General features: G+C 69.3%; 28 protein-coding genes. 6 read left to right on the top strand and 22 right to left on the bottom strand.

The window, feature by feature from the left end:
• Positions 1 to 9: 9 nt before the first annotated feature.
• The 3 genes from QTI45_RS00930 to QTI45_RS00940 are packed head-to-tail and all read left to right on the top strand — an operon-like array spanning position 10 to position 2,377.
• On the top strand, positions 10 to 423 hold the full coding sequence (locus QTI45_RS00930) for a 6-pyruvoyl trahydropterin synthase family protein (protein WP_286371224.1): 414 nt from the start codon (positions 10 to 12) through the stop codon (positions 421 to 423).
• Positions 420 to 1,484: a glycosyltransferase family 4 protein gene (locus tag QTI45_RS00935; protein WP_286371225.1), complete on the top strand. Its 1,065-nt coding sequence runs from the start codon at positions 420 to 422 to the stop codon at positions 1,482 to 1,484. The genes QTI45_RS00930 and QTI45_RS00935 overlap by 4 nt, the downstream gene beginning before the upstream one ends.
• A complete protein-coding gene (locus tag QTI45_RS00940) occupies positions 1,481 to 2,377 on the top strand; it encodes a class I SAM-dependent methyltransferase (RefSeq protein ID WP_286653278.1) in 897 nt (298 codons plus the stop codon). The genes QTI45_RS00935 and QTI45_RS00940 overlap by 4 nt, the downstream gene beginning before the upstream one ends.
• Before the next feature lie 7 nt (positions 2,378 to 2,384).
• Here QTI45_RS00940 and QTI45_RS00945 read toward each other — a convergent pair whose 3' ends face one another.
• Genes QTI45_RS00945 through QTI45_RS00965 form a run of 5 tightly spaced genes read right to left on the bottom strand, consistent with a single transcriptional unit; the run spans position 2,385 to position 7,601 of the window.
• Positions 2,385 to 3,257 (bottom strand): RibD family protein, encoded by an 873-nt coding sequence (locus tag QTI45_RS00945; protein WP_286653279.1) that lies wholly within the window; start codon positions 3,255 to 3,257, stop codon positions 2,385 to 2,387.
• Between the two features lie 22 nt (positions 3,258 to 3,279).
• Positions 3,280 to 4,128, bottom strand: a complete 849-nt coding sequence (locus tag QTI45_RS00950; protein ID WP_286371228.1) for a hypothetical protein — start codon at positions 4,126 to 4,128, stop codon at positions 3,280 to 3,282.
• 17 nt (positions 4,129 to 4,145) lie between these two features.
• Entirely contained in the window at positions 4,146 to 4,820 is a 675-nt protein-coding gene (locus tag QTI45_RS00955; protein WP_286371229.1) for a glutathione S-transferase family protein, read from the bottom strand.
• Complete coding sequence (locus QTI45_RS00960) at positions 4,817 to 6,445, bottom strand: (2,3-dihydroxybenzoyl)adenylate synthase (protein ID WP_286653280.1); 1,629 nt, start codon at positions 6,443 to 6,445, stop codon at positions 4,817 to 4,819. The genes QTI45_RS00955 and QTI45_RS00960 overlap by 4 nt, the downstream gene beginning before the upstream one ends.
• Before the next feature lie 16 nt (positions 6,446 to 6,461).
• Entirely contained in the window at positions 6,462 to 7,601 is a 1,140-nt protein-coding gene (locus QTI45_RS00965; protein WP_286653281.1) for an FAD-dependent monooxygenase, read from the bottom strand.
• Between the two features lie 101 nt (positions 7,602 to 7,702).
• Here QTI45_RS00965 and QTI45_RS00970 point away from each other — a divergent pair, with 101 nt between their 5' ends.
• The gene (locus tag QTI45_RS00970; protein WP_286371232.1) at positions 7,703 to 8,926 is read left to right on the top strand and encodes an NAD(P)/FAD-dependent oxidoreductase; all 1,224 of its coding nucleotides are present in this window, start codon (positions 7,703 to 7,705) and stop codon (positions 8,924 to 8,926) included.
• Between the two features lie 16 nt (positions 8,927 to 8,942).
• Here the strand turns inward: QTI45_RS00970 and QTI45_RS00975 are convergent, their stop codons facing one another.
• From QTI45_RS00975 to QTI45_RS00985, 3 genes are all read right to left on the bottom strand, one after another.
• Positions 8,943 to 9,158 (bottom strand): hypothetical protein, encoded by a 216-nt coding sequence (locus QTI45_RS00975; protein ID WP_286371233.1) that lies wholly within the window; start codon positions 9,156 to 9,158, stop codon positions 8,943 to 8,945.
• Positions 9,159 to 9,228: 70 nt separating this feature from the next.
• Positions 9,229 to 10,026: an SDR family NAD(P)-dependent oxidoreductase gene (locus QTI45_RS00980; RefSeq protein ID WP_286653282.1), complete on the bottom strand. Its 798-nt coding sequence runs from the start codon at positions 10,024 to 10,026 to the stop codon at positions 9,229 to 9,231.
• Positions 10,027 to 10,116: 90 nt separating this feature from the next.
• A complete protein-coding gene (locus QTI45_RS00985; protein ID WP_286653283.1) occupies positions 10,117 to 10,440 on the bottom strand; it encodes a hypothetical protein in 324 nt (107 codons plus the stop codon).
• Between the two features lie 184 nt (positions 10,441 to 10,624).
• Here QTI45_RS00985 and QTI45_RS00990 point away from each other — a divergent pair, with 184 nt between their 5' ends.
• Positions 10,625 to 10,816, top strand: coding sequence for a hypothetical protein (locus QTI45_RS00990; RefSeq protein ID WP_286653284.1), 192 nt, complete (start codon positions 10,625 to 10,627; stop codon positions 10,814 to 10,816).
• A gap of 186 nt (positions 10,817 to 11,002) precedes the next feature.
• Here the strand turns inward: QTI45_RS00990 and QTI45_RS00995 are convergent, their stop codons facing one another.
• The 7 genes from QTI45_RS00995 to cyoA are packed head-to-tail and all read right to left on the bottom strand — an operon-like array spanning position 11,003 to position 17,683.
• A complete protein-coding gene (locus QTI45_RS00995) occupies positions 11,003 to 11,539 on the bottom strand; it encodes a response regulator transcription factor (RefSeq protein WP_286371243.1) in 537 nt (178 codons plus the stop codon).
• Entirely contained in the window at positions 11,529 to 12,833 is a 1,305-nt protein-coding gene (locus QTI45_RS01000) for an ATP-binding protein (RefSeq protein WP_286371244.1), read from the bottom strand. Before QTI45_RS01000 ends, QTI45_RS00995 begins: the two co-directional genes overlap by 11 nt.
• Positions 12,817 to 13,563 carry an SURF1 family protein gene (locus QTI45_RS01005; RefSeq protein WP_286653285.1) on the bottom strand — a complete coding sequence of 249 codons (747 nt, stop codon included), beginning with the start codon at positions 13,561 to 13,563 and terminating at the stop codon, positions 12,817 to 12,819. Before QTI45_RS01005 ends, QTI45_RS01000 begins: the two co-directional genes overlap by 17 nt.
• Positions 13,564 to 13,586: 23 nt before the next feature.
• Complete coding sequence (gene cyoD / locus QTI45_RS01010; RefSeq protein WP_286371246.1) at positions 13,587 to 13,985, bottom strand: cytochrome o ubiquinol oxidase subunit IV; 399 nt, start codon at positions 13,983 to 13,985, stop codon at positions 13,587 to 13,589.
• Complete coding sequence (gene cyoC / locus QTI45_RS01015) at positions 13,982 to 14,623, bottom strand: cytochrome o ubiquinol oxidase subunit III (RefSeq protein ID WP_286371247.1); 642 nt, start codon at positions 14,621 to 14,623, stop codon at positions 13,982 to 13,984. The genes cyoD and cyoC overlap by 4 nt, the downstream gene beginning before the upstream one ends.
• On the bottom strand, positions 14,616 to 16,619 hold the full coding sequence (gene cyoB / locus QTI45_RS01020; protein WP_286371248.1) for a cytochrome o ubiquinol oxidase subunit I: 2,004 nt from the start codon (positions 16,617 to 16,619) through the stop codon (positions 14,616 to 14,618). Before cyoB ends, cyoC begins: the two co-directional genes overlap by 8 nt.
• Before the next feature lie 2 nt (positions 16,620 to 16,621).
• On the bottom strand, positions 16,622 to 17,683 hold the full coding sequence (cyoA, locus tag QTI45_RS01025; RefSeq protein ID WP_286371249.1) for a ubiquinol oxidase subunit II: 1,062 nt from the start codon (positions 17,681 to 17,683) through the stop codon (positions 16,622 to 16,624).
• Between the two features lie 147 nt (positions 17,684 to 17,830).
• Here cyoA and QTI45_RS01030 point away from each other — a divergent pair, with 147 nt between their 5' ends.
• Positions 17,831 to 19,174: an MFS transporter gene (locus tag QTI45_RS01030; protein ID WP_286371250.1), complete on the top strand. Its 1,344-nt coding sequence runs from the start codon at positions 17,831 to 17,833 to the stop codon at positions 19,172 to 19,174.
• An 82-nt stretch (positions 19,175 to 19,256) separates the two neighbouring features.
• Here the strand turns inward: QTI45_RS01030 and QTI45_RS01035 are convergent, their stop codons facing one another.
• From QTI45_RS01035 to QTI45_RS01065, 7 genes are read right to left on the bottom strand one after another with little or no spacing between them, the layout of a single operon-like run.
• Entirely contained in the window at positions 19,257 to 19,808 is a 552-nt protein-coding gene (locus QTI45_RS01035) for a DedA family protein (RefSeq protein ID WP_286653286.1), read from the bottom strand.
• Between the two features lie 15 nt (positions 19,809 to 19,823).
• Positions 19,824 to 20,159 carry a monovalent cation/H(+) antiporter subunit G gene (gene mnhG / locus QTI45_RS01040; protein ID WP_286371252.1) on the bottom strand — a complete coding sequence of 112 codons (336 nt, stop codon included), beginning with the start codon at positions 20,157 to 20,159 and terminating at the stop codon, positions 19,824 to 19,826.
• A gap of 34 nt (positions 20,160 to 20,193) precedes the next feature.
• On the bottom strand, positions 20,194 to 20,472 hold the full coding sequence (locus QTI45_RS01045) for a K+/H+ antiporter subunit F (protein WP_286371253.1): 279 nt from the start codon (positions 20,470 to 20,472) through the stop codon (positions 20,194 to 20,196).
• Positions 20,469 to 20,960, bottom strand: a complete 492-nt coding sequence (locus QTI45_RS01050; protein WP_286653787.1) for a Na+/H+ antiporter subunit E — start codon at positions 20,958 to 20,960, stop codon at positions 20,469 to 20,471. Before QTI45_RS01050 ends, QTI45_RS01045 begins: the two co-directional genes overlap by 4 nt.
• Complete coding sequence (locus QTI45_RS01055) at positions 20,960 to 22,660, bottom strand: monovalent cation/H+ antiporter subunit D (protein ID WP_286653287.1); 1,701 nt, start codon at positions 22,658 to 22,660, stop codon at positions 20,960 to 20,962. Before QTI45_RS01055 ends, QTI45_RS01050 begins: the two co-directional genes overlap by 1 nt.
• Complete coding sequence (locus tag QTI45_RS01060) at positions 22,657 to 23,010, bottom strand: Na+/H+ antiporter subunit C (RefSeq protein ID WP_286371255.1); 354 nt, start codon at positions 23,008 to 23,010, stop codon at positions 22,657 to 22,659. Before QTI45_RS01060 ends, QTI45_RS01055 begins: the two co-directional genes overlap by 4 nt.
• Entirely contained in the window at positions 23,010 to 25,949 is a 2,940-nt protein-coding gene (locus tag QTI45_RS01065) for a monovalent cation/H+ antiporter subunit A (protein ID WP_286653288.1), read from the bottom strand. The genes QTI45_RS01060 and QTI45_RS01065 overlap by 1 nt, the downstream gene beginning before the upstream one ends.
• Positions 25,950 to 25,987 lie beyond the last annotated feature (38 nt).

Raw genomic sequence — 25,987 nt, forward strand, 5'->3', positions numbered from 1 at the left:
AGTCCAGGCATGTACAGCGTCAACGTCCGCGACCACTTCATGATCGCCCACAGCTTTCGCGGCGAGGCCTTCGGGCCGGCCCAGCGCCTGCACGGTGCGACCTACGTGGTCGACCTCGAATTCCGCCGCGCCGCGCTCGATGCCGACGGCATGGTGGTCGACATCGCGCTGGCCACCGAGGTGCTGCGCACCGTCCTGGGCGAATTCAACCTGCGCAACCTCGACGACGATCCCGAGTTCGAAGGCCGCAACACGACCACCGAATTCATGGCCCGCGTGATCTTCGACCGCGTGGCCTCGCGCATCGCTGCCGGCGATCTCGGGCCGCACGCGGGCGGCCTGTCGGGCCTGCGCGTGCGGCTCAACGAATCGCACGTGGCCTGGGCTGCGTACGAGGCCGCGCTGCCGGCGGGCGCCGCTTGAACGCGCGCTGCAGCTTCCTGGTGCCGGGCGACCTCGGCACCCGCACCGGCGGCTATGGCTATGACCGGCGGATCATCGAGGGCCTGCGCGCCGCCGGCTGGCAGGTCGAGGTGCAGTCGCTCGGGCCCGGCTATCCGGATCCCGGCCAATCGGCATTGGCCAGCACGCGCCGCGTGGTCGAGGCGCTGGCCGACGACACGCTGGTGGTGGTCGATGGCCTGGCCTTCGGCGTCATGGCCGAGGTGGCGGCTGCGCACGCGCGGAGGCTGCGCTGGGTGGCGCTGGTCCATCACCCGCTGTCGCTCGAAACCGGCCTGGCGCCCGAGCGGCAGCGCGCGCTGTTCGAGAGCGAGCGGCAGGCGCTGGCCACGGCGCGCGGCGTGATCGTCACCAGCCCGGCCACCGCGCGCGCGCTGGCCGCCTTCGATGTCGCTGCCGCGCGCATCGCCGTGGTCGAGCCCGGCACCGACCCCGCCGCGCTGGCGCAGGGTTCGGGCTCGGCCGGCCTTGTGTTGCTGTGCATCGCCACGGTCACGCCGCGCAAGGGGCACGCCGTGCTGGTCGAGGCCCTGGCCGGCTTGCGGGATCGGCCGTGGACGCTTCTTTGTGCCGGCAGTCTCACGATGGATGCGGCCTGTTCGGCGAGCTTGGCGGCGTCGATCGAAGCCCATGGCTTGAAGGAGCGGGTGCGGCTCCTGGGCGAGTGCGACGAGCCCGGCTTGCGTGCGCTCTACGCCGCTGCCGATGTCTTCGTGCTGCCGTCGTTCCACGAGGGCTACGGCATGGCGCTGGCCGAGGCGCTGGCGCACGGCCTGCCGGTGGTCAGCACGCGGGCGGGCGCCATTCCGGACACCGTTCCGGCCACGGCGGGCCTGCTGGTCGCGCCGGGCGATGTCGATGCGCTGCGGGGCGCGTTGCAGCAGGTGCTGGACGATGCCGGCCTGCGGGCGCGTCTGGCCGAAGGCGCGCGCGAAGCCCGGCGCAGCCTGCCGACCTGGGACGACAGCGCGGCGCGCTTCGCCGCCGCGCTGCGGGCGGCCCGACAGGCGCCGCTCGCATGACCGGCTTCAGCGCGGACTGGCTGGCGCTGCGCGAGCCCTTCGATCGATCGGCGCGCTGCGCGTCGGCCGCCGCCCTCGACCCGAAGGCGCTGGCGCAAGGCCTGCGCGGCGCTGCGCCCGACCTCGGCGTGCTCGACCTGGCTTGCGGCACCGGCGCCAACCTGCGCGAGTTGGCGCCGCGGCTCGGTGGTTCGCAGCGCTGGCTGTTGGTCGATCACGACCCGCTGCTGCTGGCTGCGCTGCCCGATGTGCTCCGGGCCTGGGCCGGGGCGCAGGGTTTGGCGTTCAGCGCCGACGGGCTTCGGCTGCGCATCGAGGGACCGGGCTGGCTCGCCGAGGTGCAGCCGCTGCGGATCGACCTCGCGCGGGGCCTGGATCAACTGCCCCTGTCGGAGGTCGGGCTGGTCACGGCGTCGGCGCTGCTCGACCTCGTGTCGGCTGCCTGGCTCGACGACCTGCTGGTCCGTGCCCGCGCGGCCGGAGCGGCGCTGTGGTTTGCGCTGACGGTCGTCGGCCGGGTGGACTGGACGCCCGAAGCGGCGGGCGACGCCCTGCTGGCGCGGCTGTTCGAGGCGCACCAGCGGCGCGACAAGGGATTCGGCGCGGCACTCGGCGCTGCGGCAGCGGATCGGGCGGCCGAGCGCATGGGCGCGCTGGGCTACCGGGTGCTTCGCGCGGACAGCGACTGGGACATCGACGCCAGCCTGGGCGCGCCGGCGCAAGCCCTGCTGGCGGCGCTGATCGAAGGCACTGCCGATGCCGCCCGCGAGCAGGACCCGGAAGCCGCGGCGGCGGTGGCCGGCTGGGCCGCCGAGCGCAGGCGCCTGCTCGGTCGCACCCGGCTTCGCATCGGCCATCGCGAGCTGCTCGCGACCTTGCCCGAGGGTTCGTGAACCGCTCCTAGCAGGTGGCCGCCGGTGCGCGCAGGTCGAGGTCCCACAGCACGTCGGCGCCCATGCGGTAGACCCGGCTCGGCGGCCGCATGCAGTCGCGCATCGCGGTGCTGCGAGGCAGCTGCAGGCCGGGCCGGCCGGCGCCGATGATCACCGGCGCAATGCACAGGTGCAGCCGGTCGAGGCAGCCTTGTTCGATGAAGCGCGACACCGTGATCCCGCCGCCCTCGACGAACAGCATGCCGAGCCCGCGCTCCAGCAGGGCCGCTCGCAATGCGCGCAGGTCGGTGCTGCCGTCGGGGCGGGCGAGGCCGCGCACGCCGAGCACCTGGTCGGCACCGACACGCCGCGCCGCTTCGTGCGCGCGGCTGGCATCGCAGGCGAGCAGGGTGGGCGCCTGGCCGTCGCAGAAGACGCGCAGGGTTGCCGGCAGGCGCAGCGCCGGGTCGAGCAGCACGCGCACCGGATGCGGCCCGTCCACACGCCGGGTCGTCAGCTGGGGGTTGTCGAGGGCCGCGGTGCCGGCACCCACGATGACCGCGTCGCACAAGGCGCGCAGGCGATGCAGGTGCACCAGCATCTCGGGTCCGTTGACGTAGTTCGAGTCGCCGCCGTAGGTGGCGACGCAGCCGTCCAGGCTCTGTCCGAGCTGGCCGACCGCCCAGGGCGTCCCTGCGTGCCGGGCGTCGAGCAGGGGCTTGAGCAACTCGAACAGCTCGAGCGCCTCCCCGTCCCACAGGCCCTGCAGCGAGCAGCCCTGCGCTGCATTCCACGCGATCGGGGACTGGGTGTCCGCGGGCGATGGCGCGCCTCGTGCCGCGATTTTCAGGCACAGGGGCCACAGCGCATCGACGCCGGGCAGGGTGGAAGCAGGAGGCATCATGGGCGTCGAGGGGGTGGGCCTACCAGCGAGGCGTGTAGTAGAGGTCGTCCTGCTTGCCGCCCGGGGCCTGGCTGCCCTGGTGGAACGCGAGCATCACCGCGGCGGCGACCCAGAGGGCCGCCAAGGCCGCGACGATCAGTGCATGCATCGCAGGGCGCAGGCTGCCGGGCAGCCACCGCAGCATCGGCCCGGACAGCAGGGCGCCGGCCAGCAGCAGCAGGACTCCGGAGTGCACGGGCGTGAGCAGGGCCACGCCCTGTGCCATCGCCAGCCAGGCGATGACGGAAACCACCGCGCCGCAGGCACCGAAGCCGATGCGGGCGACGGGCCAGAGCCACAGGGCGCAGCCGGCGATGGCGGCCGCGATCGACAGGCCCAGTTCGAACAGCAGCGCCGATCCCGACAGGAAGGCCACGGCGGCCAGGCCGATGCCGGCGACCACCAGGCTGGCCGGCGCGTCGGCCCGCTCGGGCGGAGCGCTCAGCACGGCGGCGATCGCCAGCGCGCCGACCATCCAGGTGACGGCCTGCAGCGCCAGCGGCTGGTCGCTGAGTCCGACCAGCACCAGCGCCCACAGCACGCAGCTGGCGAGCCAGGTGGTTCGCCGCAGCGCGCGCATGCCTTCGAGCCCGACGCCCAGCAGCGCGGCGGCGGCGTAGATCCAGGGCAGTTCCTCGGTCAGCGAGCCGGGCCATTGCTGCCAGCCGATCACCCAGGCGGAGGCAACGAGGATCGCCGGTGCCACGCCGGTCGCGGCCCAGCGCCGGCCGTGTACCGCACCCAGCCCGGCGCGCAGCAGGCCGGTCGCCGCGAACGAGAGCACGAGCGGCAGCGCCAGACTCTCGAACAGCGGGTGGTGGAAGTCCATGCCGGTTCAGGAACTGCTCATGCCGGTCCGGTCGAGGTCGACGGCGAGATGCCTTGCGCCACGGCCGCTTCACGCTGCGCGGCCAGTGCGCGCCTGAATCCGTCGCGCTGCTGCAGCCGCTCGGCATAGGCGGCCACCGCGGGCGGGAAGCGCGACACCAGGTCGATCTCGCGGGCCAGCATCAGCGCGTAGCCGACCGAGACATCGGCCACGGTGAAGCGGTCGGCGGCAACGAAGGCATGCTGCTGCAGCACCGTGTCGATGCCGCGCAGCCGCGCGATGAACCACTTGGCGTAGTCGTCCGCCGCTTGCGGCAGCTTGCGCTCGTCGGGCTCGAAGCGGCCGTAGCGCAGCACGATGGTCTGCGGGAAGGTCAGCGTGGCTTCGCCGTGATGCAGGAAGTTGAGCCAGGCGCCGTAGCCGGGTTCGTCCGGCAGCACGGCGAGGCCGCGCTGGTTGGCGGGGTCGCAGCGCTGCGCCAGGTACTGGCAGATCGCGGCCGACTCGGTCATGCGGGTGTCGCCGTCGACCAGCAGCGGGATCGTGCCCAGCGGATTGAGCTCGAGGTAGCTGCGCTGCAATGCCCGCGGCGGAAAGGGCAGCATGTGCAGCTGGTAGGGCGCACCGAGCTCCTCGAGCGTCCAGAGCGGACGGAAGGACCTGGCGTTGACGCAGTGATAGAGCTCGATCATCCCAATACCTTTTCTCGCAGTTCGCGCTTGAGTATCTTGCCGACCGGACTGACCGGGAATTCCGCCATGATCTCGAGCCGCTCGGGCAACTTGAAGGAAGCGATCTTCTGCTCCCGCAGGTAGGCGATCAGCTCGTCGAAGGCTAGCGTCGTGCCGGGCTGCAGGATGATGCAGGCGCAGGCCCTCTCGCCGAACACCGGGTCGGGCAGGCCGACCAGCGCCACGCTCTTGACCTGCGGCAGGCCGAAGATCAGGTTCTCGATCTCGTCGCAGCTGATCTTCTCGCCGCCGCGGTTGATCAGGTCCTTGCGCCGGCCCTCGGTGAAGACGTGGCGCCCGCGCTTGCGCACGATGTCGCCCATGCGGTAGAAGCCGTCGGCCGTGAAGGCCTCGGCGTTCTTCTCGGGCGCGTTGTAGTAGCCGCGGATCGTGTAGGGCCCGCGCGTCACCAGCTCGCCGGTCTGGCCGTCGGGCACCTCGCGGTCGTCGTCGTCGAGCACCTTGATCTCGTCGTGGTCGCTGACCGGCGCGCCCGAGCTCTCGAGCAGCAGGTCGCGGGGGTCGTCGAGCCGGGTCATGTTGATCAGGCCCTCGGCGGTGCCGTAGATCTCCTGCGGCGTGCAGCCGAAGCGGCTGGCCAGGCGCGCGCGCAGCTCGGGCGCGAGCCTCGCGCCGCCGTTCTGGACCACCTTCAGCGAGGAGAGGTCGAAGCGCTTGGGCACCTCGCTGTCGAGCCAGCCCGAGATCAGCGGCACCACGCTGGCGATCACCGAGACGCGCTCGCGCTCGACCGTGGCGAAGATGGCCTCGGTGTCGGTGCCGCTCGCGATCACCGCCGTGCCGCCGGCCGCGAAGGTGCCGAGCAGGCCCGGCGAGGCCAGGTTGTAGTTGTGGCCCAGCGGCAGGATCGCCATGAAGACCGTGTCGCGGTCGAAGCCGGCGGCGCGGGCGCAGAGCCGGGCATTGAGCACGTAGTCGTTGTGGGTGCGCGGGATCAGCTTCGACATCGAGGTGGTGCCGCCCGACAGCAGCATGGTCGAGACCTCGTCGGGCGCTGGCCGCACGGCGGCCAGCCGCGCCACCGATTCGCGGTCGGTCACCGAATCGCCCGCGATCAGCGGGTCGAGGGCGCGCTGCCCCGGCGCCGGCTCGCCGGCCACGATCAGGTGGCGCAGCGACGGGAACTCGGCCGCCATCTCGGCGGCCATCGGTCGGTAGTCGAAGCTGCCGACCACGTCGGGCAGCAGGTAGGCGCTGGCGCCCGAGGCGCGGATGAAGTGGCGCACTTCGGCATGCCGGTGGGCCCGCAGCGCCATCACCGGAATCGCGCCCATCCAGTTGAGCGCCAGGTAGGCGATGACGAACTCCGGCAGGTTCGGCAACTGCACCACCACGCGCTCGCCCGGCTTGAGCCCGAGATCGAGCAGGGCCACCGCGAGGCGGCGTGAATCGCGCACCAGTTCCTCGTAGCTGATGCGCCGGTCGCCGAAGACCAGCGCGGTCTTGTCGGGCACCGAGCGCATCGTGCGCTCGACCATCTCGGCCACCGTGAGGTCTTCCCACAGGCCGAGCCGGCGGTATTCGGCCGCCGCCTCGGCGGGCCAGGGGACGCAGCCTTCGAGCATCGTGGGTTCCTCCGCTTCAGAAGACGAGTTCGGGGTGCAGCTTCTCGTAGGCCGCGGCGAGTTCCGGGTCGCGCTGCCGCACGTCCGCGTGGTCGACCCGGCCGCTGCGCGTGACGTAGTCGTAAGCGAAGGAGACCGGGTCGAGCGGCAGCTTGGGGCCGAGCTTCTCATACCATTCGCAGCTCTTGATGGCGGCCTTCTGCAGCGTGTCGGAGCCGGGCTGGCGGATCCGCACGAACTCCTCGAGCATCTTCGGAACATCCGGCCCGCAGGCCTTGAAGGCATCGAAGAGCGCGATCGAATCCTGCATCGCGAGCCGGGTGCCCGAGCCGACCGAAGGATGGCCGGTGCGCAGCGCATCGCCGATCAGCACGATGTTGTTCCAGTGCCAGCGGCGGTTCTTGACGATCGTGTAGCGGAACCAGTTCGACTTGTTGGACAGCAGCCTGTGGCCCTGCAGGTCGTCGGCGAAGACCCGCTCGCACCAGGCCAGGCTGTGCGCCTCGTCCATGCGGTCGAGCCCGGCCTTGCGGAAGGTGTCCGGGTCGACCTCGACCAGGAAGGTGCTGTGCGTGCGGCTGTAGCGGTAGGTGTGGGCGATCGCGAGGCCGTCGGGGTTCTGCCGGAAGATCAGCGACAGCGGATCGAAAAGCTGCGTCGTGCCGTACCAGGCGAGCAGGTTCGGCCGCTCGTCGAGCGTCGGGCCGAAGTGCTCGACGAAGCGGGTGCGGATCGCGCTGTTGGCGCCATCGGCCGCGACGATCAGGTCGGCATCGGCGAACTCCGCGACGTCGTCGAGCCGGCGCTCGAATTCGATCTGGACCCCGACCTCGCGGCAATGCGCATGCAGCGCCTCGAGCAGGTCGATGCGGGCCATGCGGTGGAAGGTGTTGTGCGCCAGCCTGACCTGCACACCCTGGTGCACCACCGCCATCTCGTCGAACACCTCCTGGTTCAGGGTCATCGAGCGGTAGAGCTCGGGCGCCTGCTCGCGCACGAAGGCCAGCGCGACATCGGAGAACACCACGCCCCAGCCGTAGGTGGCGTGCTCGGCATCGCGCTCGACCACGCGGATGTCGTGCGACGGGTCGTCGCGCTTCATGAGGTAGGCGTAGAACAGGCCCGCGGGGCCGCCGCCGATGATGCGAATCTTCATCGTCTTGTCTCGTCTCGTTGGTTGGAGTTCCTGCCTGCATCCTAAGGCTACAGTCATGGGCACGACCGCGACATTGTGCGGATCGACGACAGGAACAGCGAATGACTTCAAATATCGTGATCATCGGCGGCGGCCATGCGGCCGCCCAGTTGTGCGCCGGCCTCGCCGAGGCAGGGCAGGGCGCGCGCGTCCACCTGGTCTGCGAGGAGGCGGCGATCCCGTACCACCGGCCGCCGCTGTCCAAGACCTTCCTGAAGGGGCCGGACGAGCAGCTGCAGCAGCATCGGGCCGAGGCCTGGTATGCCGAAGCCGGCATCACGCTGCACCTCGGCGACGCGGCGCTGGCGATCGACCGCGGCGCGCGCACGGTCACGCTGCGTTCCGGCGCGGTGCTCGGCTGGGAGCGGCTGGTGCTTGCGACCGGCACGCGCGCGCGCCGGCTGTCGACCCTGGCCGGCCTGTCCAACGTCGCCCTGCTGCGCGCCGCCGACGAAGCCGCGCAGCTGCGCACGCTGCTCGCGGCGGCGCAGCATGTGACGGTGCTCGGGGGCGGCTTCATCGGGCTCGAGGTGGCGGCCACCGCGCTGGCGCTGGGCAAGCAGGTGCTGGTGCTCGAGAGCGCGCCCCGGCTGCTGAGCCGGGCGGTGTCGCCGGAGCTGTCGGCGCATGTGCTGGCCACGCACCGCGCGGCCGGCATGGACGTGCGCGTCGGCGTGCAGTGCGGGGTCATGGAGGTCGACGGGCCGCGGCTGGCCTTCGTCGAGGTCGATGGCGTGCCGCAGGCCATCGACCTGCTGCTGCTCGGCATCGGCGCGGTGCCCGAGACTTCGCTGGCGGAAGCGGCCGGCCTGGAGTGCGCCGACGGCATCGTGGTCGACGCCTACATGCAGACCAGCGACGAGGCCGTGCTGGCGGTCGGCGACTGCACGCGCTTCCCCGATCGGCGAGCCGGCCGGGCGTTGCGGCTGGAGTCCGTGCAGAACGCGAACGACCAGGCCCGCACGGCCGTCGCGACCCTGACCGGCGCGCCCAGGCCGCACGATGCCGTGCCGTGGTTCTGGTCGGACCAGGGCAGCCTGCGGCTGCAGATGGCGGGCCTGGTTCCGGCGCCTGGCACGCCGGCCCACAGCACGGTGCGACGACCCGGGGCCAACCCGGCTTCGTTCTCGCTGCTGCACTACGTGGATGGCGTGCTGAGTTGCGTCGAATCGGTGAATGCGCCGATGGACCACATGATGAGCCGCAAGATCCTGGAAGCGGGCCGCAGCCCGGACCCGGCGGTCGCGGCCGATCCGGCCGTGCCGCTCAAATCGCACCTGGCCTGAAAAGGCCCGCGCTGCTTCAGGAAACGCCTGCCGGACGCGGCGCCATGTTCTTTCGAATCTCGGCGTCCATCATGCGGGTGCCGGCCGCCAGCGCGGCCTCATAGGTGTCGGCACCGTATTCCGCGGAGCGGACCACCTTGTGGGGGACGCCACCGGCGTCGCATTCGAGCAGTGTCCAGAGAAAAGACCCGGGCGCCGGCTCGTCGATAACGAGTTTGATCGGATTCTTCATGCCTTGATGGTGGGCGTTTGCGCGTCCGATTTCTGTAGGCGGAAGCCTACGTTACGTCGGAATTGGATGCTCAATCGACCAGGAAGCCGCAACTCAGATTGGCGACCGTGCCGGTGATGGCGCCGGCCTGCCGCGAGGCCAGGAAGACGGCGGTGCCGGCGACCTCGTCGAGCGTGGGCAAGCGCTTCAGCAAGGTGCCGCCGGCGGCGCCTGCCAGCATCTGCTCGATGCCGAGGCCGGCCCGTTCGGCCATGGGCCGGAACACGTCGCGGGTGTGGGAGCCCAGGCCCAACGCCTCGGGAATCGCGTGCGGGCGGATGCAGACCACCCGGATGCCCTGGGCGCCGAGTTCGCCCGCGAGATGCCGCGACAGCGCTTCGACCGCGGCGCTGGCGACGCAGTTGCCCAGATAGCCCGGCCCCGGCAGCCTGGCCCCGGGCGTCGACAGCGTGAGGATCACGCCCGAGCCCTTGCGGGCCATGTGGCGCGCGGCCGCCTTCGCGGTGATGAAGTTGGTCCGGGTGCAGGTGCGGATCGGATACTCGTAGTCGGCGAGCGAGAGCACGGCCAGCGGCGTCCCCTGCACATGCGCGACGCCGATCGCATTCAGGGCGATGTCGATGCCCCCGGCCTGTTCGGCGACGGCGTCGGCGTGGCGTTCGACCGCCTCGGCGTCGAGGGCATCGAGCTGGGCGGTTTCGGCCCGGCCGCCGGCCGCGCGGATTTCGGCGGCCACGGCATCCAGCCGGGCCTGCGTGCGTCCGGCCAGGAAGACCCGCGCACCTTCACGGGCGAAGGCGCGCGCCACCGCGCCGCCGATCGCGCCGCCCGCCCCATGGATCACCGCGGACTGGTTGTCGAGCAGCATGCGAATCTCCTGTTTGTGTACGGCATCCACAAACACTATCAGAGATTCTGGACGGCGTCCACATCGGGCGCCGCCCGGCCATTCGCCCGCTCAGTAGCGGTAGGGGTTGTCGGGGCGGCGGTCGTAGCGGTTGGGCACGCCGTCGCCGTCTCGATCGCGGTCGTAGCGGTTCGGGACGCCGTCATGGTCGCGATCGCCCCAGCCGCGCCGGTACTCGCGGCGCTCTCCACCCTGCGCGTACCAGCCGTAGGAAGGCTGGACCGGCCGCGGCACCACGACATAGCCGCGCGGCGGGGGCGGCGGCGCCGGGATCACCATGACGCGGTTGTCGTAGGGCTGGGCCTGGGCCGGGGCGGCGAGCAGGGTCAGCGACATCAGGGCGGCGGCGCCGACGGCGGCAAGGAGCTTGTTCATCGCGGTCTCTCTCTCGTGGCTTCGAAGACTTCATGCTGCGCGCCGCGTGTGAAGCGGGCGTAAGGCGGGCGCGAAGTCTTGTGTCGTGTTGAATCGCCTGCGTCTTCAACGCGACGGCGCCGTGTTACGCCGACTGATCGTGGGGCTTGCGTCGAAACATGTAATGTTAGTTAAAATGTATTACATGAACACCGACAGAGATAACTTCCACGACTGGGCCCGGGACAAGCCCGATTCGACCTCTTTTTCCGGCCTGCATCGTTCGGAACTGCACGATCTGTCGAGCCAGCCGCGCGTGCGATGGGGGCGCATGGCTTTCCTGGTCGTGTTGGCGGTGGCGCTCGGCGTCGGCTTCAAGTACGCCGCAGGGCTCTGAAAGCGCCGACCGGCCGGTGTTCATCCAGCTCCGGGACCAAAGCTTGTCCCCCGGGCGCCGAGCTGCCTGTTTTGCGGGCAATGCACTGGCAGCCCGCATGGAATCAGGCTTCCTGCGCCGGCCTCCACGCACTTCGCACAGTGTTATCCACAGAAGGGCGGCACAACTCGGCGCCCCCGGCGCGTCCTACTTGACCTGCTGCTTGACCAGTTTTCGCGCCAGCGTGCGGCGATGCATGCCGAGCCGCCTGGCGGTCTCGGAGATATTGAAGCCGGTTTCCGCCAGGGTCTCGTGGATGCGCTCCCATTCGAGCGTCTTGATCGAGGTCGAGCGGTTGGTCAGCTCGATGTCGGTGTCGCCCTCGGCGCGGCCGAAGGCGGCCTCGATGTCGTCGGTGTTGGAGGGCTTGGCCAGGTAGTGGCAGGCGCCCAGCTTGATCGCCTCGACCGCGGTGGCGATGCTGGCGAAGCCGGTCAGCACCACGATCAGCATCGCCGGATCGTGCCGGTTCAGGAGTTGCACGCAAGCCAGCCCGGAGGCTTCGCCGCTGAGCTTGAGGTCGACAACCGCATAGCGCGGCGAGCGGGTCTGGAGCAGGGTGGCGACTTCGTCGCGGTTGGCCGCCAGCAGCACGGTGTAGCCGCGCCGCTCGAAGGAGCGGCCCAGCGTGCGGGCGAAGGCCGCATCGTCCTCGACGATCAGCAGCAGGCGTTCAGCTTCCATTTCCCTCGTCTTCCTCCTCTTCGAGAATGATCGACGCCAGCGGCAGGGTCAGGGTCACTTCGGCGCCGCCTTCCGGACGGTTGCGCGCGCTGACCTTGCCGCCCAGAGTGCGCGCCACGTTGACGACCAGGAACAGCCCCAGGCCGCCTTCGGGACGGCCCTTGGTCGACAGGTAGGGCTTGCCGAAGTCGGCCAGCATGCCGGGCGCGAAACCGGGGCCGGCATCGGTGACCGTGAGCCGAAGGGTGTCGCCGTCGTGGGCTGCTTCGAGCCGCACCCAGTCGGGCGAGGCCTGGAGCGCATTGTCGAGCACGTTGCACAGGGTCTGCTTGAGGGCCGAGTCGGAGACCATCGGCAGGTCGTGGCCGAAGCGGTTCTCGTACTCGAAAGCCAGCACCGGCCGCGTCGTGCGCCACTCCTCGGCCGTGTCGTCGAGGAAGGTGCTGACCGTGGTCTCGAGCGAGGATTCGCCGCGCGCCTCGCCGGCCGACAGCAGGATGCCGCTCAGGGTGGTCTTGCAGCGCTGAACCTGCGCCTGCATCTCGTCGATCTCGGCGAGCAGTTCGGGGTCGGAGGTGAAATGCGGCAGGTGGCGCCAGTCGCCGAGGATCACCGACAGCGTCGCCAGCGGCGTGCCCAGGTCGTGGGCGGCGCCCGAGGCCAGCAGACCCATCCGCACGATGTGCTCTTCTTCGGCGGCGCGCTCGCGCAGCGCCGCCAGCCGGGCGTCGCGGGCGCGCAGATTGCGGCTGATGCGGCTGATGAAGACCACCAGCAGCGCCGCGTTGAGCGCGAAGCAGATCAGCATGCCCAGGATGTAGGGGCTCAGCAGTCCGCGCCCGTGGTCGATCGGCAGCTCGAGCGGGCCGCTGAAGATCGCCAGCCCCGCGAAGCAGGCGCTGGTGATGCCGACGATGGTCCAGGTCGACCAGGCTTCCAGCAGCACCGCGCCCAGGATCACCTGCAGCAGGTACAGGAAGACGAAGGGATTGGCCGCGCCGCCGCTCAGGTAGAGCTGCGCGGTCAGCATCGCGACGTCGACCAGCAGCGCGACGAACAGTTCGCCGTTGCTGACGTCGCGGTGGATGCGCCAGCGCAGCTGGCTGGCGGCGTTGAAGGCCGCCAGGAAGGCCAGCACCGCCAGCATCTGGTCGAGCGGCAGGCGGATGCCGAAGCCGTAGTGCACCACCGCGATGGTGGCGACCTGGCCGACCACGGCCATCCAGCGCAGCTGGATCAGCTGCTGCATGTTCTCCAGGCCGGTGGCGTCGCCGCCTTCAGTCTCGCGCGCCATCGCGTGCCTCCTCGCCGTCATTCTGCGGCCGGCGGCGCTCGCGGACGACGTACCAGGCTGCGCCGGCGACCATCAGCGCCAGCGCGTACCAGGTGAGGGCGTAGACCAGGTGGTTGTTCGGGAACGCGATCACGGTCATGCCGCCGCGCGGCGGCGCCGGTGCGGCCGCGTCGGCATCGACGAAGTAGGGCGCGACCTCGCCGAGGCCGCGCGCCCGGGCGATCGCCTGGACGTCGCGCGAGTACCAGCGCTGGGCGTCGGGATCGTTCTGGCGCAGGAACGCGCCGTGCGGCTCGGTGATGCGCAGCAGGCCGGTCACGGTGACCGGGCCCGCCGGCTCCTGGACGCCGCGGGCGGCGCGCTCTCTTTGCTGCGGCGAGACGAAGCCGCGGTTGACCAGCAGCAGGGCGCCGCCCTCCGTGCGAAGGGGCGTCAGCACCCAGTAGCCGCTGCCGAGCTCGGTGGTCGCCTGGACCAGGGTCTCGCGCTCGTGCAGGAAGGTGCCGGTGGCGCGCACGCGGCGGTATTCGTCGCGCGTCCGGTCGACGCCGGCCCACTCGCCGGGGCCGGGCGCCTCGGTGGGCGCGGCGTGCACGCGCTGGTCGATGCGCTCGATCAGCGCCAGCTTCCAGGCCCGGCGCTCCAGCTGCCAGGTGCCGAGCGCAAACAAACCCGAGAAGGCCAGCAGCGCGCACAGGGCCAGTGCGAGCCGCGGAAGAAGTCTCCTCACCGAAGCGCCGCGTCCTGGCTCATTCAGGGCATCTTGTGCGTCTCGTGCATCAGGCCCGGCATCATGTTGTGGTTCAGGTGGTACATCACCCACAGCGAGCCGCTCAGCGTGATTACGACGATCACCACCGTGAAGATCAGGGCCAGCATGGTCCAGCCGTGCTCCGACCTGGCGTTCATGTGCAGGAAGTAGATCATGTGGACCACGATCTGCACCGCCGCGAAGGCGAGGATCACGAAGGCCGTGGTGCTGCTCTTGTCGAACACGTTGCCCATCACGAGCCAGAAGGGGATCGCGGTCAGGATCACCGACAGGATGAAGCCCGTCACGTAGCCCTTGACGGTGGCGTGGGCGGCACCGTCGTGCTCGTGATCGTGGTCGTCATGGCCGCCATGCGCGGCGTGGTCGTTGTGCGTGCTCATGGCAACACTCCCATCAGGTACACGAAGGTGAAGACGCCGATCCAGACCACGTCCAGGAAGTGCCAGAACATCGACAGGCACATCAGGCGGCGGCGGTTCTCGGCGATGAAGCCGCGCTGCGCCACTTGCACCATCAGCACCACCAGCCAGACCAGGCCGAAGGTCACGTGCAGGCCGTGGGTGCCGACCAGCGCGAAGAAGGACGACAGGAAGGCGCTGCGCTGCGGCACCGCGCCTTCGTGGATCAGGTGCGCGAACTCGTAGAGCTCGATGGCGATGAAGCTGGCGCCGAACAGGCCGGTGATCGCCAGCCAGACCAGCGTCGCGCGCATGCGCTTGCGCTGCATCTCGATCATCGCGAAGCCGTAGGTGATCGAGGACAGCAGCAGGAAGGCCGTGTTGAGCGCCACCAGCTTGAGGTCGAACAGGTCGGCGCCCGAGGGGCCGGCCGCGAAGTTGCGGCCCACCACCGCGTAGATCGCGAACAGGCAGGCGAACACCAGGCAGTCGCTCATCAGGTAGAGCCAGAACCCGAGCAGGGTGCCGTTCTCGGGGTGATGCTCGCCCTGCACGTGGAAGCGCGGGTCGGGATGGCCGGTCATGGTGCCGGCAGGGGAAAGTACGGTGGTATCAGACATGGCCGGCGAGCAGGCGGGTACGGGCGCCTTCGGTGCGGACGACTTCCTCCGTGGGGATGTGGTAGTCGCGCTTGTAGTTGAAGGTGTGGACGATGATGGCGAGCAGCATGACGGCGAAGGAGACGCCGGCCACCAGCCACATCTGCCAGATCAGCGCGAAGCCGCAGGCAGCGGACAGCGCCGCGATGATGAAGCCGGCACCGGTGTTCTTCGGCATGTGGATCGGAATGAAGCCCGCCAGCGGCCGCACGTAGCCGTGCGTCTTCATGTAGGTCCAGGCGTCGTTGTCGTGCACGCGCGGCGTGAAGGCGAAGTTGTAGGCCGGGGGCGGCGAGGAGGTCGACCACTCCAGGGTGCGGCCGTTCCACGGGTCGCCGGTCTCGTCGCGCAGCGAATCGCGGCGCAGGAAGCTCACGAACAGCTGGATCAGGAACGAGCCGATGCCCAGCGCGATCAGCACCGCGCCGAAGGCCGCGATCTGGAACCAGATCTGGTAGGAGGAGTCCTCGAAGTGGCTCACGCGGCGGGTCACGCCCATCAGGCCGAGCACGTAGAGCGGCATGAAGGCGAAGTAGAAGCCGACCACCCAGAACCAGAACGAGCACTTGCCCCAGAACGGATCGAGCTTGTAGCCGAAGGCCTTCGGGTACCAGTAGGTGATGCCGGCCATGAGGCCGAACAGCACGCCGCCGATGATCACGTTGTGGAAGTGGGCGATCAGGAACAGGCTGTTGTGCAGCACGAAGTCGGCCGGCGGAACCGCCAGCAGCACGCCGGTCATGCCGCCGATCACGAAGGTGATCATGAAGGCGATGGTCCACATCATGGGCAGCTCGAAGCGGATGCGGCCCTTGTACATCGTGAACAGCCAGTTGAAGATCTTCGCCCCGGTCGGGATCGAGATGATCATCGTCGTGATGCCGAAGAACGAGTTCACGCTGGCACCCGAGCCCATCGTGAAGAAGTGGTGCAGCCAGACGAGGTACGACAGGATGGTGATCACCAGCGTCGCGTAGACCATCGAGGCGTAGCCGAACAGGCGCTTGCCGCTGAAGGTGGCGACCACCTCGGAGAACACGCCGAACAGCGGCAGGATCAGGATGTAGACCTCGGGGTGGCCCCAGATCCAGATCAGGTTCACGTACATCATGGCGTTGCCGCCGAAGTCGTTCGTGAAGAAGTTGGTGCCGACGTAGCGGTCGAGCGACAGCAGGGCCAGCACCGCGGTCAGCACCGGGAAGGCGGCGACGATCAGGATGTTGGTGGCCAGCGCGGTCCAGGTGAAGACCGGCATCTTCATGAGCGTCATGCCCGGCGCGCGCATCTTGACGATGGTCGCGATCAGGTTGATGCCCGACAGCAACGTGCCGACCCCCGCGATCTGCAGGGACCATATGTAGTAGTCCACCCCGACGTCGGGACTGAACTCGATCCCCGACAGCGGCGGGTAGGCCAGCCAGCCGGTGCGAGCGAACTCGCCGACGAACAGCGAGGCCATCACCAGGCCGGCGCCGAAGGTGGTCATCCAGAAGCTGAAGTTGTTCAGGAACGGGAAGGCGACGTCGCGGGCGCCGATCTGCAGCGGCACGACGAAGTTCATCAGGCCCGTGACCAGCGGCATGGCGACGAAGAAGATCATGATCACGCCGTGGGCCGTGAAGATCTGGTCGTAGTGGTGCGGCGGCAGGAAGCCGGCGTTGTCACCGAAGGCGAAGGCCTGCTGGGCCCGCATCATGATCGCGTCGGAGAAGCCGCGCAGCAGCATCACCAGACCGAGGATGATGTACATGATGCCGATCTTCTTGTGGTCGATGCTGGTGATCCAGTCGCGCCACAAGGTGCCCCAGACCTTGAAATAGGTGATCGCGCCGAGGATCGCGATGCCGCCGAGGGCGACCGCGATGAAGGTTGCCAGCAGGATGGGTTCGTGGAAGGGAATGGCTTCCCAGGAGAGGCGGCCGAAGATGAGCTTCGTCAGGTCGAAATGTTCGGGCATCTTTATTCTTCTCGGATGCGGGCGGTGGAAAGCGGAAGCGAAAGTCCGGCGGGATCGTTGACGCTGCACATGGCCGTCACATAGGTACGGGGCGGAATGCTGGCCTCGGGCTGCCAGGCCCGCGGCGAGACGTTGTAGGAGCCGACCTTGCCCAGGCCGCCTTCGGCGTCGATGGCCATCATCTGGTCCATGCACATCTTGTTGCGGTCGACGCAGCGGTTGACGATGGCCTTGTAGAGGTCGGGGGCGACCGTGCCGAAGCGGCGCACCGGGTCGCGTTCACTGGGGCGCTCGAGCTCCATGTAGGCGGCGCGGCTGAGCTCGCCGCCGGCCGACTTGGCCTTCTGCACCCAGGTCGCGAAGTCGGCATCGCTCACGCCGTGGAACCTGAAGCGCATGCCCGAGAAGCCGGCGCCGCTGTAGTTGGCCGAGAAGCCTTCGAAGTCGCCGGGCTTGTTGATGACCGCGTTGAGCTTGGTCTCCATGCCGGGCATGGCGTAGATCTGGCCGGCCAGCGCCGGGATGAAGAAGGAGTTCATCACCGAGGAGGCGGTGATCTTGAACAGGATCGGGCGATCCACCGGCGCCGCCAGCTCGTTCACCGTGGCGATGCCCTGCTCGGGGTAGATGAAGAGCCACTTCCAGTCGAGCGCCACCACTTCGACCGTCAGCGGCTTGACTTCGGCCGGGACCGGGCGGCCCGGCTCGATGCGGCGCAGCGGACGGTAGGGGTCCAGCGTGTGGGTGCTGATCCAGGTGATCGCGCCGAGGGCGATGATGATCAGCAGCGGCGCGCCCCAGATGGCGAGCTCGAGCTCGGTGGAGTGGTCCCAGTCGGGCGAATAGTTCGCCTCCTTGTTGTTCTGGCGGTAGCGCCAGGCGAACAGGATGGTGAGGGCGATCACCGGCACGATGATCAGCAGCATCAAGATCGTGGAAACCACGATCAGCTGGCCTTGCTGGCGGGCGATGTCGCCCGATGCGTTCAACAGCACCATGTCGCAGCCCGCCAACAGGGCGAGCGGGAGCAGGAGCAGTCCGCGAAAGTTCTTGAGGGGAGGCATGCCGGGAAATGAGCGGTGGGTGCGCAAAAGGGACCACAATCTACTTCGTTTGGCGACTGCGGGATATTGGACGTTTTGTCCTATGGCGGCAATCTCGATTCGGTGAGACCCTCGGAGTATCCAGTTGAACACGACCCCCAAGCAGAAATGACGACGTCCAGCATCAGTCCTCCCAGCGGCTCCTCGCCGCTGCACGACACCCAGCACGACAGCCCCGACGCCGCCTCGGACCATTCGCCGATCGCCCCGGGCGAGATCGCCGTCGGCGTGATCATCGGCCGCGCCTCCGAGTATTTCGACTTCTTCGTCTACGGCATTGCCTCGGTGCTGGTGTTCCCGGCGGTCTTCTTCCCGATGGAAAACCGCCTCGAGGGCACGCTCTACGCCTTCGTGATCTTTTCCTTCGCCTTCATCGCCCGGCCCTTCGGCACCGTGGCCTCGATGGCGATCCAGCGCCGCTTCGGCCGCGAGGCCAAACTGACGACGGCGCTGTTCCTGCTCGGCATCTCGACCGCCGGCATCGCCTTCCTGCCGGGCTACGCGAGCATGGGCTTCGCCTCGATCGTGGTGCTGTCGATCCTGCGGGTCGGCCAGGGCATCGCGCTGGGCGGCTCCTGGGACGGCCTGCCCTCGCTGCTGGCGCTCAATGCGCCGCCGAACCGCCGCGGCTGGTACGCCATGCTGGGCCAGCTCGGTGCGCCGGTGGGCTTTTTCATCGCCAGTGCCCTGTTCGCCTTCCTGTACTCCAGCCTGTCGACCGAGGACTTCCTCGATTGGGGATGGCGTTACACCTTTTACGTTGCGTTTGCGATCAATGTGGTCGCGCTGTTCGCCCGGCTGCGGCTGGTGGCCACCAACGAATACGACCGCCTGCTCGAAGAGCGGGAGCTCGAACCTGCCAGCGTCATCGAGATCACCCGTTCGCAGGGCTCCAACCTGGTGATCGGCGCCTTCGCCGCGCTGGCGAGCTATGCGCTGTTCCACCTGATCACGGTGTTCCCGCTGTCCTGGATCACGCTGTACTCGACCCAGTCGATCAGCGAGTTCCTGGTCATCCAGATGATCGGCGCGGTGCTCGGCGCCGGCGGCATCGTGGCCTCGGGCGTCATCGCCGACCGCATCGGACGGCGCAACACGCTGGGCAGCCTGGCGCTGGCGATCGCCGTCTTCAGCGGCTTCGCGCCGACCCTGCTGGACGGCGGCAAGCTCGGCCAGGACGTCTTCATCCTGCTGGGCTTCGTGATCCTGGGCCTGTCGTACGGCCAGGCAGCCGGCGCCGTGACAGCCAACTTCGAGACCCGGTACCGCTACACCGGCGCCGCGCTCACGGCCGACCTGGCCTGGCTCATCGGCGCCGCCTTCGCGCCGCTGGTGGCGCTGGGACTGTCGGCCAATTTCGGCCTCGGCTATGTCAGCGTCTACCTGCTGTCGGGCGCGCTCTGCACGCTGGCTGCGCTGCGAGTCAACCGCGCGCTCGAAATCAAAGACTGAGACCTTGCGGGACAGACCAAGAAACTGCGCAGCAGTTTTTGCCCTGTCCCCAACTGATCGAACCCCGGGGGCGCGCCGGCGTTCAGCGCCGAGCGCGCCATTGGCGGAAGAGCGCCACCGCCAGCGCGATCACCAGCGCGCCGGCGATCAGCGGATGCTCGTAGGGCTTCAGGTGGCCGATCGACGCATGCACCCAGGCCGTGAGCTTGAGGCCGAACAGGCTGATGACCGTCGCCCACAGCAAAGCCGCCAGCGCGTCGAGCGCCGCGTAGGGCGCCGGGCGCATCGGGCCCATGCCCAGCGTGGCCGGCAGCGCGATGCGCAAGCCCCAGGCGAAGCGCATCAGGAAGATCGTCGCCACGGGATGCCGGCCGACGAAGCCGTTGACCCGCTCGACATGGGCCCGCAGCCCGGGCCGCTTCGCCAGCAGTTCGGCCCCCTTGCGGCGGCTCAGATGGAAGTAGAACTGGTCGGTCAGGAAGGCCGCCGCCGCACCGCAGGCGATCAGCGGCAACAGCGACAGGTAGCCCTGGTGGACCGCGAAGGCGCCCAGCATGAGGATCGTCTCGCCCTCGAACAGGCCGGCGACGAACACCGCGATGTAGCCGTATTGCTGGAGCAAGTCGGTCAACATCTGCGAAACGTCCCCTTAGCGCGGCGGCGGAACGTCGCCCTTCTTCTGGCGCTCGCGGAACAGTGCCGCGCGCATCAGGAAGATGGTGGTGACCGGCGCCGTGAGGGCGACGAAGAGGGCGATTAGCACCGCATGCAGGAACAGGCTGCGCCCTTGCACCGAGAAATAGACGATCGTGGCCAGCGTCATGCACCAGACGCCCAGCGTGGCACCGAGCGTCGGCGCATGGATGCGGCGGAAGAAAGTCGGCACCCGCACCAGCCCGAAGGAGCCGATGGCGGCGAAGGCGGCGCCGACCACCGCGAACACGGCGGTCAGGATCTCGGCCCACAGCGGCAGGGCTTCGGTCATCGGCGCCCCCTTGCGCGACGCCCCGGCGCGGCGCTCATTCGATCACCTCCCCGCGCAGCAGGAACTTGGCGATCGCGGTCGAGCCGACGAAGCCGAACAGGGCGATCAGCATCGCGGCCTCGAAGTAGACGTTGCTCGCATAGATGATGCCGAGCACCAGCATCATCAGCATGCCGTTGATGTAGAGGCAGTCGAGTGCCATCACGCGGTCCTGCGCGGTGGGCCCGACCAGCAGGCGGTAGAGCGCGCACAGCATCGCCACCGCCAGCAGCAGCAGGGCGAGCTTGAGCGCCCACAGGAGCACGGGTGTCATGATTCGAAGATCTCCATCAGCGGGACTTCATAGCGTGCCTTGACCATGGCGATGAAGGCCGGCACGTCGTCGACATCGAACACATGGATCAGCAGCGTCGAGCGGTCGAGCGAGATCTCGCCCCACGCGGTGCCGGGCGTCAGGCAGATGATCATCGCCAGCACGGCGAGCGCATTCGGGTCCCGCATTTCCAGCGGCACGCGCACGAAGCCGGGCGCCATCTGGTCGTTGCGGCGGGTCAGCAGCAGGCGCGCCACGGTCAGCGCCGAATGGACCAGGTCGTAGGCGACCACCCCCGACAGCCGCAGCGCCACGCCCGGCCGGCGCATGCGGACCCGGGCCGGGCGCAGCGACTGGGTCAGCACCGGCACCGCGATCGCCAGCACCGCCGCCAGCAGCAGCGTGGCCGCATCGAGCGACTGGTTCAGCAGCAGCCAGACGACGAACAGCGCCATCGACAGCGCGGGCGAGGGCAGCCAGCGCCTGATCATTTCGCGGCCTCCTTGGGGGCGACCGGGTTCGGCACCTGGGTCGCGCCGAGCACCGCTTGGCGGTAGGCGGTCGGCGAGAAGAGGCCCTCGGCGGTCGCGGCCGCGTGATGCATCACCGGCCCGCCGCCGATGGTCAGCGCGAGGCAGGCGGCCAGCAGCGCGGCGACCGGCAGCACCTCGAGTGCGGGCAGTGCCGGCAAGGTGGCGTGGGCCTGGGTCCAGAAGTGGCGGATGCCGGTCCGGCCGAGCGCCAGCAGCGAGAAGAAGCCCGAGAGCATCAGCAGGCCGAGGAAGACCCAGGCCGCCGGCGACACGCGCGCGCTGTCGAGCAGGGCCGACAGCATGGCGAACTTGCCGACGAATCCCGACAGCGGCGGCATGCCCGCAATCAACAAGGTGCAGCAGACGAAGCTGAGTCCGAGGAAGGCGACCCCGGCCGGGATGGCACGGCCGTAGAGCGCCTGCGCGTCGTCGTCGAGGTTGACGTCGTCGAGGCGGCGCAGGTCGCGGGACAGGAAGGGCGCGTCCCCCGCCGCCTCGTGCGGCGCGATGCTCATGCCGGCATTGCGCCAGCGCTCGATCATGTCGATCAGCATGAAGAAGGCCGCCGCCGCCAGGGTCGAGGTCAGCAGGTAGTAGAGCGCGCCGGCCCAGACCGCGGGCTGGCCGAAGCCGATCGCCGCCAGCAGCGTGCCGGCCGACACCAGCACGCTGAAGCCGGCCAGGTTCGACAGGCGCTGGGTGCCGACGATGCCCAGGGCGCCGCAGAACAGCGTCGCCATCCCGATCGTGATCAGCACCCCTTGGCCGAACTGGGCCGAGGCGCCGGTGTCGGGCGCGAACAGCACGGTCCAGAGCCGCAGGATGGTGTAGATGCCGAGCTTGGTCAGCAGCGAGAACACGGCGCCGACCGGCGACACCGCCGCGCTGTAGGCCGGCACCAGCCAGAAGTTGAGCGGCCAGGCGCCGGCCTTGGCGAAGAAGGCGGTCGCGAGGATGGCGGCGGCCGCGTGCACCAGGCCGCGGTCGGCGGGCGCCAGCTGCGCGATGCGCACGCCCAGGTCGGCCATGTTGAGCGTGCCGGTCACGCCATAGAGCAGCGAGGCGCCGATCAGGAACAGCGACGAGGCCGCGAGATTGATCGCCACGTAGTGCAGCCCGGCCTGCACGCGCAGCCGCCCCGAGCCGTGCAGCAGCAGGCCGTACGAGGCCGCCAGCATCACCTCGAAGAAGACGAACAGGTTGAACAGGTCGCCGGTCAGGAAGGCGCCGTTGAGCCCCATCAGCTGCAGCTGCAGCAGCGGATGGAAGTGCACGCCCGCGCGGTCCCAGCGCGAGGTCGAGTAGATCGAGGCGGCGAAGGCGACGACGCCGGTCAGCGCGACCATCATGGTCGACAGCCGGTCGGCCACCAGCACGATGCCGAACGGCGCGCGCCAGTTGCCGGGCAGGTAGACGCCGATCGAGCCGGGGCCGCCGCCGGTGTCCGGCGCATTGACCCAGCGCAGCAGCGCCAGCGCGGTCAGCAGGCCGATCAGCCCGGAGACCACGCTGAGCGCGGATTTGCTGCGGCGGTGTTCCTCGCCGAGCAGCAGCATCAGCGCGGCGGTCAGCATCGGCACCAGGATCGGCACCGCGATCAGGTGCGGCATGCTGAACTCGAGCAGCCGGTCGAGGAAGGCGAAGAGCTCGTTCATTCGTTCGGCTCCTCGCGTTCCCTGCCGTCCACGTGGTCGGTGCCGGTGAGCCCGCGCGAGGCCAGCAGCACCACCAGGAACAGCGCGGTCATCGCGAAGCCGATCACGATCGCGGTCAGCACCAGGGCCTGCGGCATCGGATCGGCGGTGTTCGCGAGCGTCGCCACCAGCCCGGGCTCGAGCACCGGCTCGCTGTCGACCTTGAGCCGCCCCATGCTGAAGATGAACAGATTGACCGCATAGGAGATCAGCGTGAGTCCCATGATCACCTGGAAGGTGCGCGGGCGCAGCAGCAGGTAGACGCCCGAGCCCGTGAGGATGCCGATCGCGATGGCGAGCACGACTTCCATCAGGCGGCCGCCTCTGCTTCTGCCGCAGCGCGCGCGGCTTCTTTTTCGGCCTGCTCGTCCGACCAGCGATGGCTGCGCACCGATTGGTGGGCCAGCGCGGTCAGGATCAGCATGGTGGCGCCGAGCACCAGCGAGAACACGCCCATGTCGAAGAACAGCGCGCTCGGCACGTGAACCTCGCCGAGAAGCGGCAGGTGCAGGTGAGCGGTGTGCGTGGTGAGGAACGGATAGCCGAGCACCACCGCGCCGCCGCCGGTGGCCAGTGCCAGCAGCAGGCCGACCGCGATCCAGCGCCGCGGATAGATCCGCAGGTGCTCCTCGACCCACTCGGTGCCCGAGACGATGAACTGCAGCAGCAGCGCCACCGACATCACCAGCCCGGCGACGAAGCCGCCGCCCGGCTGGTTGTGGCCGCGCATGAAGAAATAGACCGATACCAGCACCGACAGCGGCAGCAGCAGGCGCACCAGCACGGCCGGCACCATCAGGTAGCCGATCGCGGTGTCCTTGGCGCGGCGCGGGTTCAGCAGGTCGCTGCTGCCGTCGTCGGGCTGCAAGCGCTGCTGGATCGGCAGCGCCATCGATTCGGGTGCCGGGCGGAAGCGGCGCAGCAGCGCGTAGACCGTCAGCGCGACGACGCCGAGCACGGTGATCTCGCCGAAGGTGTCGAAGCCGCGGAAGTCGACCAGCATCACGTTGACGACGTTGCTGCCGCCGCCCTCGGACAAGGCGTTGTCGAGGAAGAAGGGCGAGATGCTGAGCGGGAACTGCCGCGTCATGACGCTCCAGGCGATGGCCGACATGCCGGTGCCGGCGGCGATCGCGATCGCGATGTCGCGGCTGCGCCGGATCCAGGGCCGCAGCCGGGCGCTGATCGGCTCCCGCTTCGCGGTGCGCATCGGCAGCCAGCGCAGGCCGAGCAGGATCAGCACCGTGGTGACCGCTTCGACCACCAGCTGCGTCAGTGCCAGGTCGGGCGCCGAGAACCAGATGTAGGTGATGCAGCAGACCAGCCCCGCGCCCGAGGCCAGCATCAGCGAGGCCAGGCGGTGGAACTTCGCCTGCCAGGCGGCAGCTACCGCGCAGGTGGCGCCGATCAGCCAGGTCATCGCGAACATCGGCGAGAAGGGCAGGGTCGGGCGCGTGCCGCGCGCCACCGGCGTGAACCACAGCGCCGCGCCGGCGCCGGCCACCGCGACCGCGACCAGCAGCAGCAGCTGCTTTTGCAGCCGGCGCGTGCCGAGCAGGCGCCGGCTGCGCCGGCCGGCTTCGCTGAGCCGCGCCATCAGGTTCTCGAAGATGCGCTGGCCGTCGAAGCGATGCAGCAGCGGCGTGGTCGAGAGCACGCCGCGTTCGCGGCCGCGCCGCTGCAGCAGGTAGAGCAGGCCGCCGCCCGCCAGCGCGATCAGGCTCATGATGAGCGGCAGGTTGAAGCCGTGCCACAGCGCGAGGCTGTAGGCCGGCAGTTCGCCGCCGACCACCGGCGTCGCCGCCGTCGCCAGGAAGGCGCCCACCGACCAGGCCGGCGCCACGCCGACCACCAGGCAGATCAGCACCAGCAGTTCGACCGGCACCCGCATCCAGTGCGGCGGCTCGTGCGGGGTCTTCGGGACATCGGCGCCGCACGGCGGCCCGAAGAACACATCGAACACGAAGCGCGCCGAATAGGCCACGCTGAAGATGCCGGCGATGGTGGCGATCACCGGGAGGCCGCGGTCGACCCAGGGGTTCGACTGGATGAAAACGGTCTCGGCGAAGAACATCTCCTTCGACAGGAAGCCGTTGAGCAGGGGCACGCCGGCCATCGAGGCGCTGGCGATGATCGCCAGGGTGCCGGTGATCGGCATCAGCTTGAGCAGTCCGCTGAGCCTGCTGATGTCGCGCGTGCCGCTCTCGTGGTCGATGATGCCGGCGGCCATGAACAGCGAAGCCTTGAAGGTCGCGTGGTTCATGATGTGGAACACCGCCGCGACCGCCGCCAGCGGGCTGTTGAGCCCGAGCAGCAGCGTGATCAGCCCCAGATGCGAGATCGTCGAATAGGCCAGCAGCGCCTTCAGGTCGCGCTGGAACATCGCCACGTAGCCGCCCAGCAGCAGCGTGATCGCGCCGGCGCCGCCGACCAGCCAGAACCATTGCTCGGTGCCGGAAAGCACCGGCCACAGCCGGGCCATGAGGAAGACGCCGAGCTTCACCATGGTGGCCGAATGCAGGTAGGCCGAGACCGGTGTTGGCGCCGCCATCGCGCGCGGCAGCCAGAAATGGAACGGGAACTGCGCGCTCTTGGTGAAGGCGCCCAGCAGCACCAGCACCAGCACCGCGGGATAGAGCGGGCTGGCGCGGATCAGGTCGCCCGAGGCCAGCACCATGTCGAGGTCGTAGCTGCCGACGATGCGGCCCAGGATCAGCACGCCGGCCAGCAGGCACAGGCCGCCCGCGGCAGTGACCGTGAGCGCCATGCTGGCACCGCGCCGCGCATCGCGCCGATGGTGCCAGTAGCCGATCAGCAGGAACGAGAACAGGCTGGTGAGCTCCCAGAACATCACCATCTGGATCAGGTTGCCCGACAGCACCACGCCCATCATCGCGCCCATGAAGGCGAGGAAGAACGAGAAGAAGCGCGGCACCGGGTCCGAGGCCGACATGTAGTAGCGCGCGTACAGCACCACCAGCGCGCCGATGCCGAGCACCAGCATGCAGAACAGCCAGGCGAATCCGTCCATGCGGAAGGACAGGTCGAGCCCGAGTACCGGCAGCCACTCGATCCGCTGGCGGATCACGTTGCCGTTGGCCAGGTCCGGAAAGAACCACGCCGCCTGCAGCGCGCAGCCCAGCGCGACCAGGCCGGCCAGCGTCGATTCCCGGTTGCGCGCATCCGAAGGCAGCAGTGCGGCGAGCACGCTGGCGACGAAGGGGAGTGCAACGAGGAAGACAAGGGGCATCGCGGTCGATTCTATCGACCGCCCTTGCGGCATATCCC

This window comes from Variovorax saccharolyticus (genome assembly GCF_030316765.1).
Taxonomy (GTDB): domain Bacteria; phylum Pseudomonadota; class Gammaproteobacteria; order Burkholderiales; family Burkholderiaceae_C; genus Variovorax; species Variovorax saccharolyticus.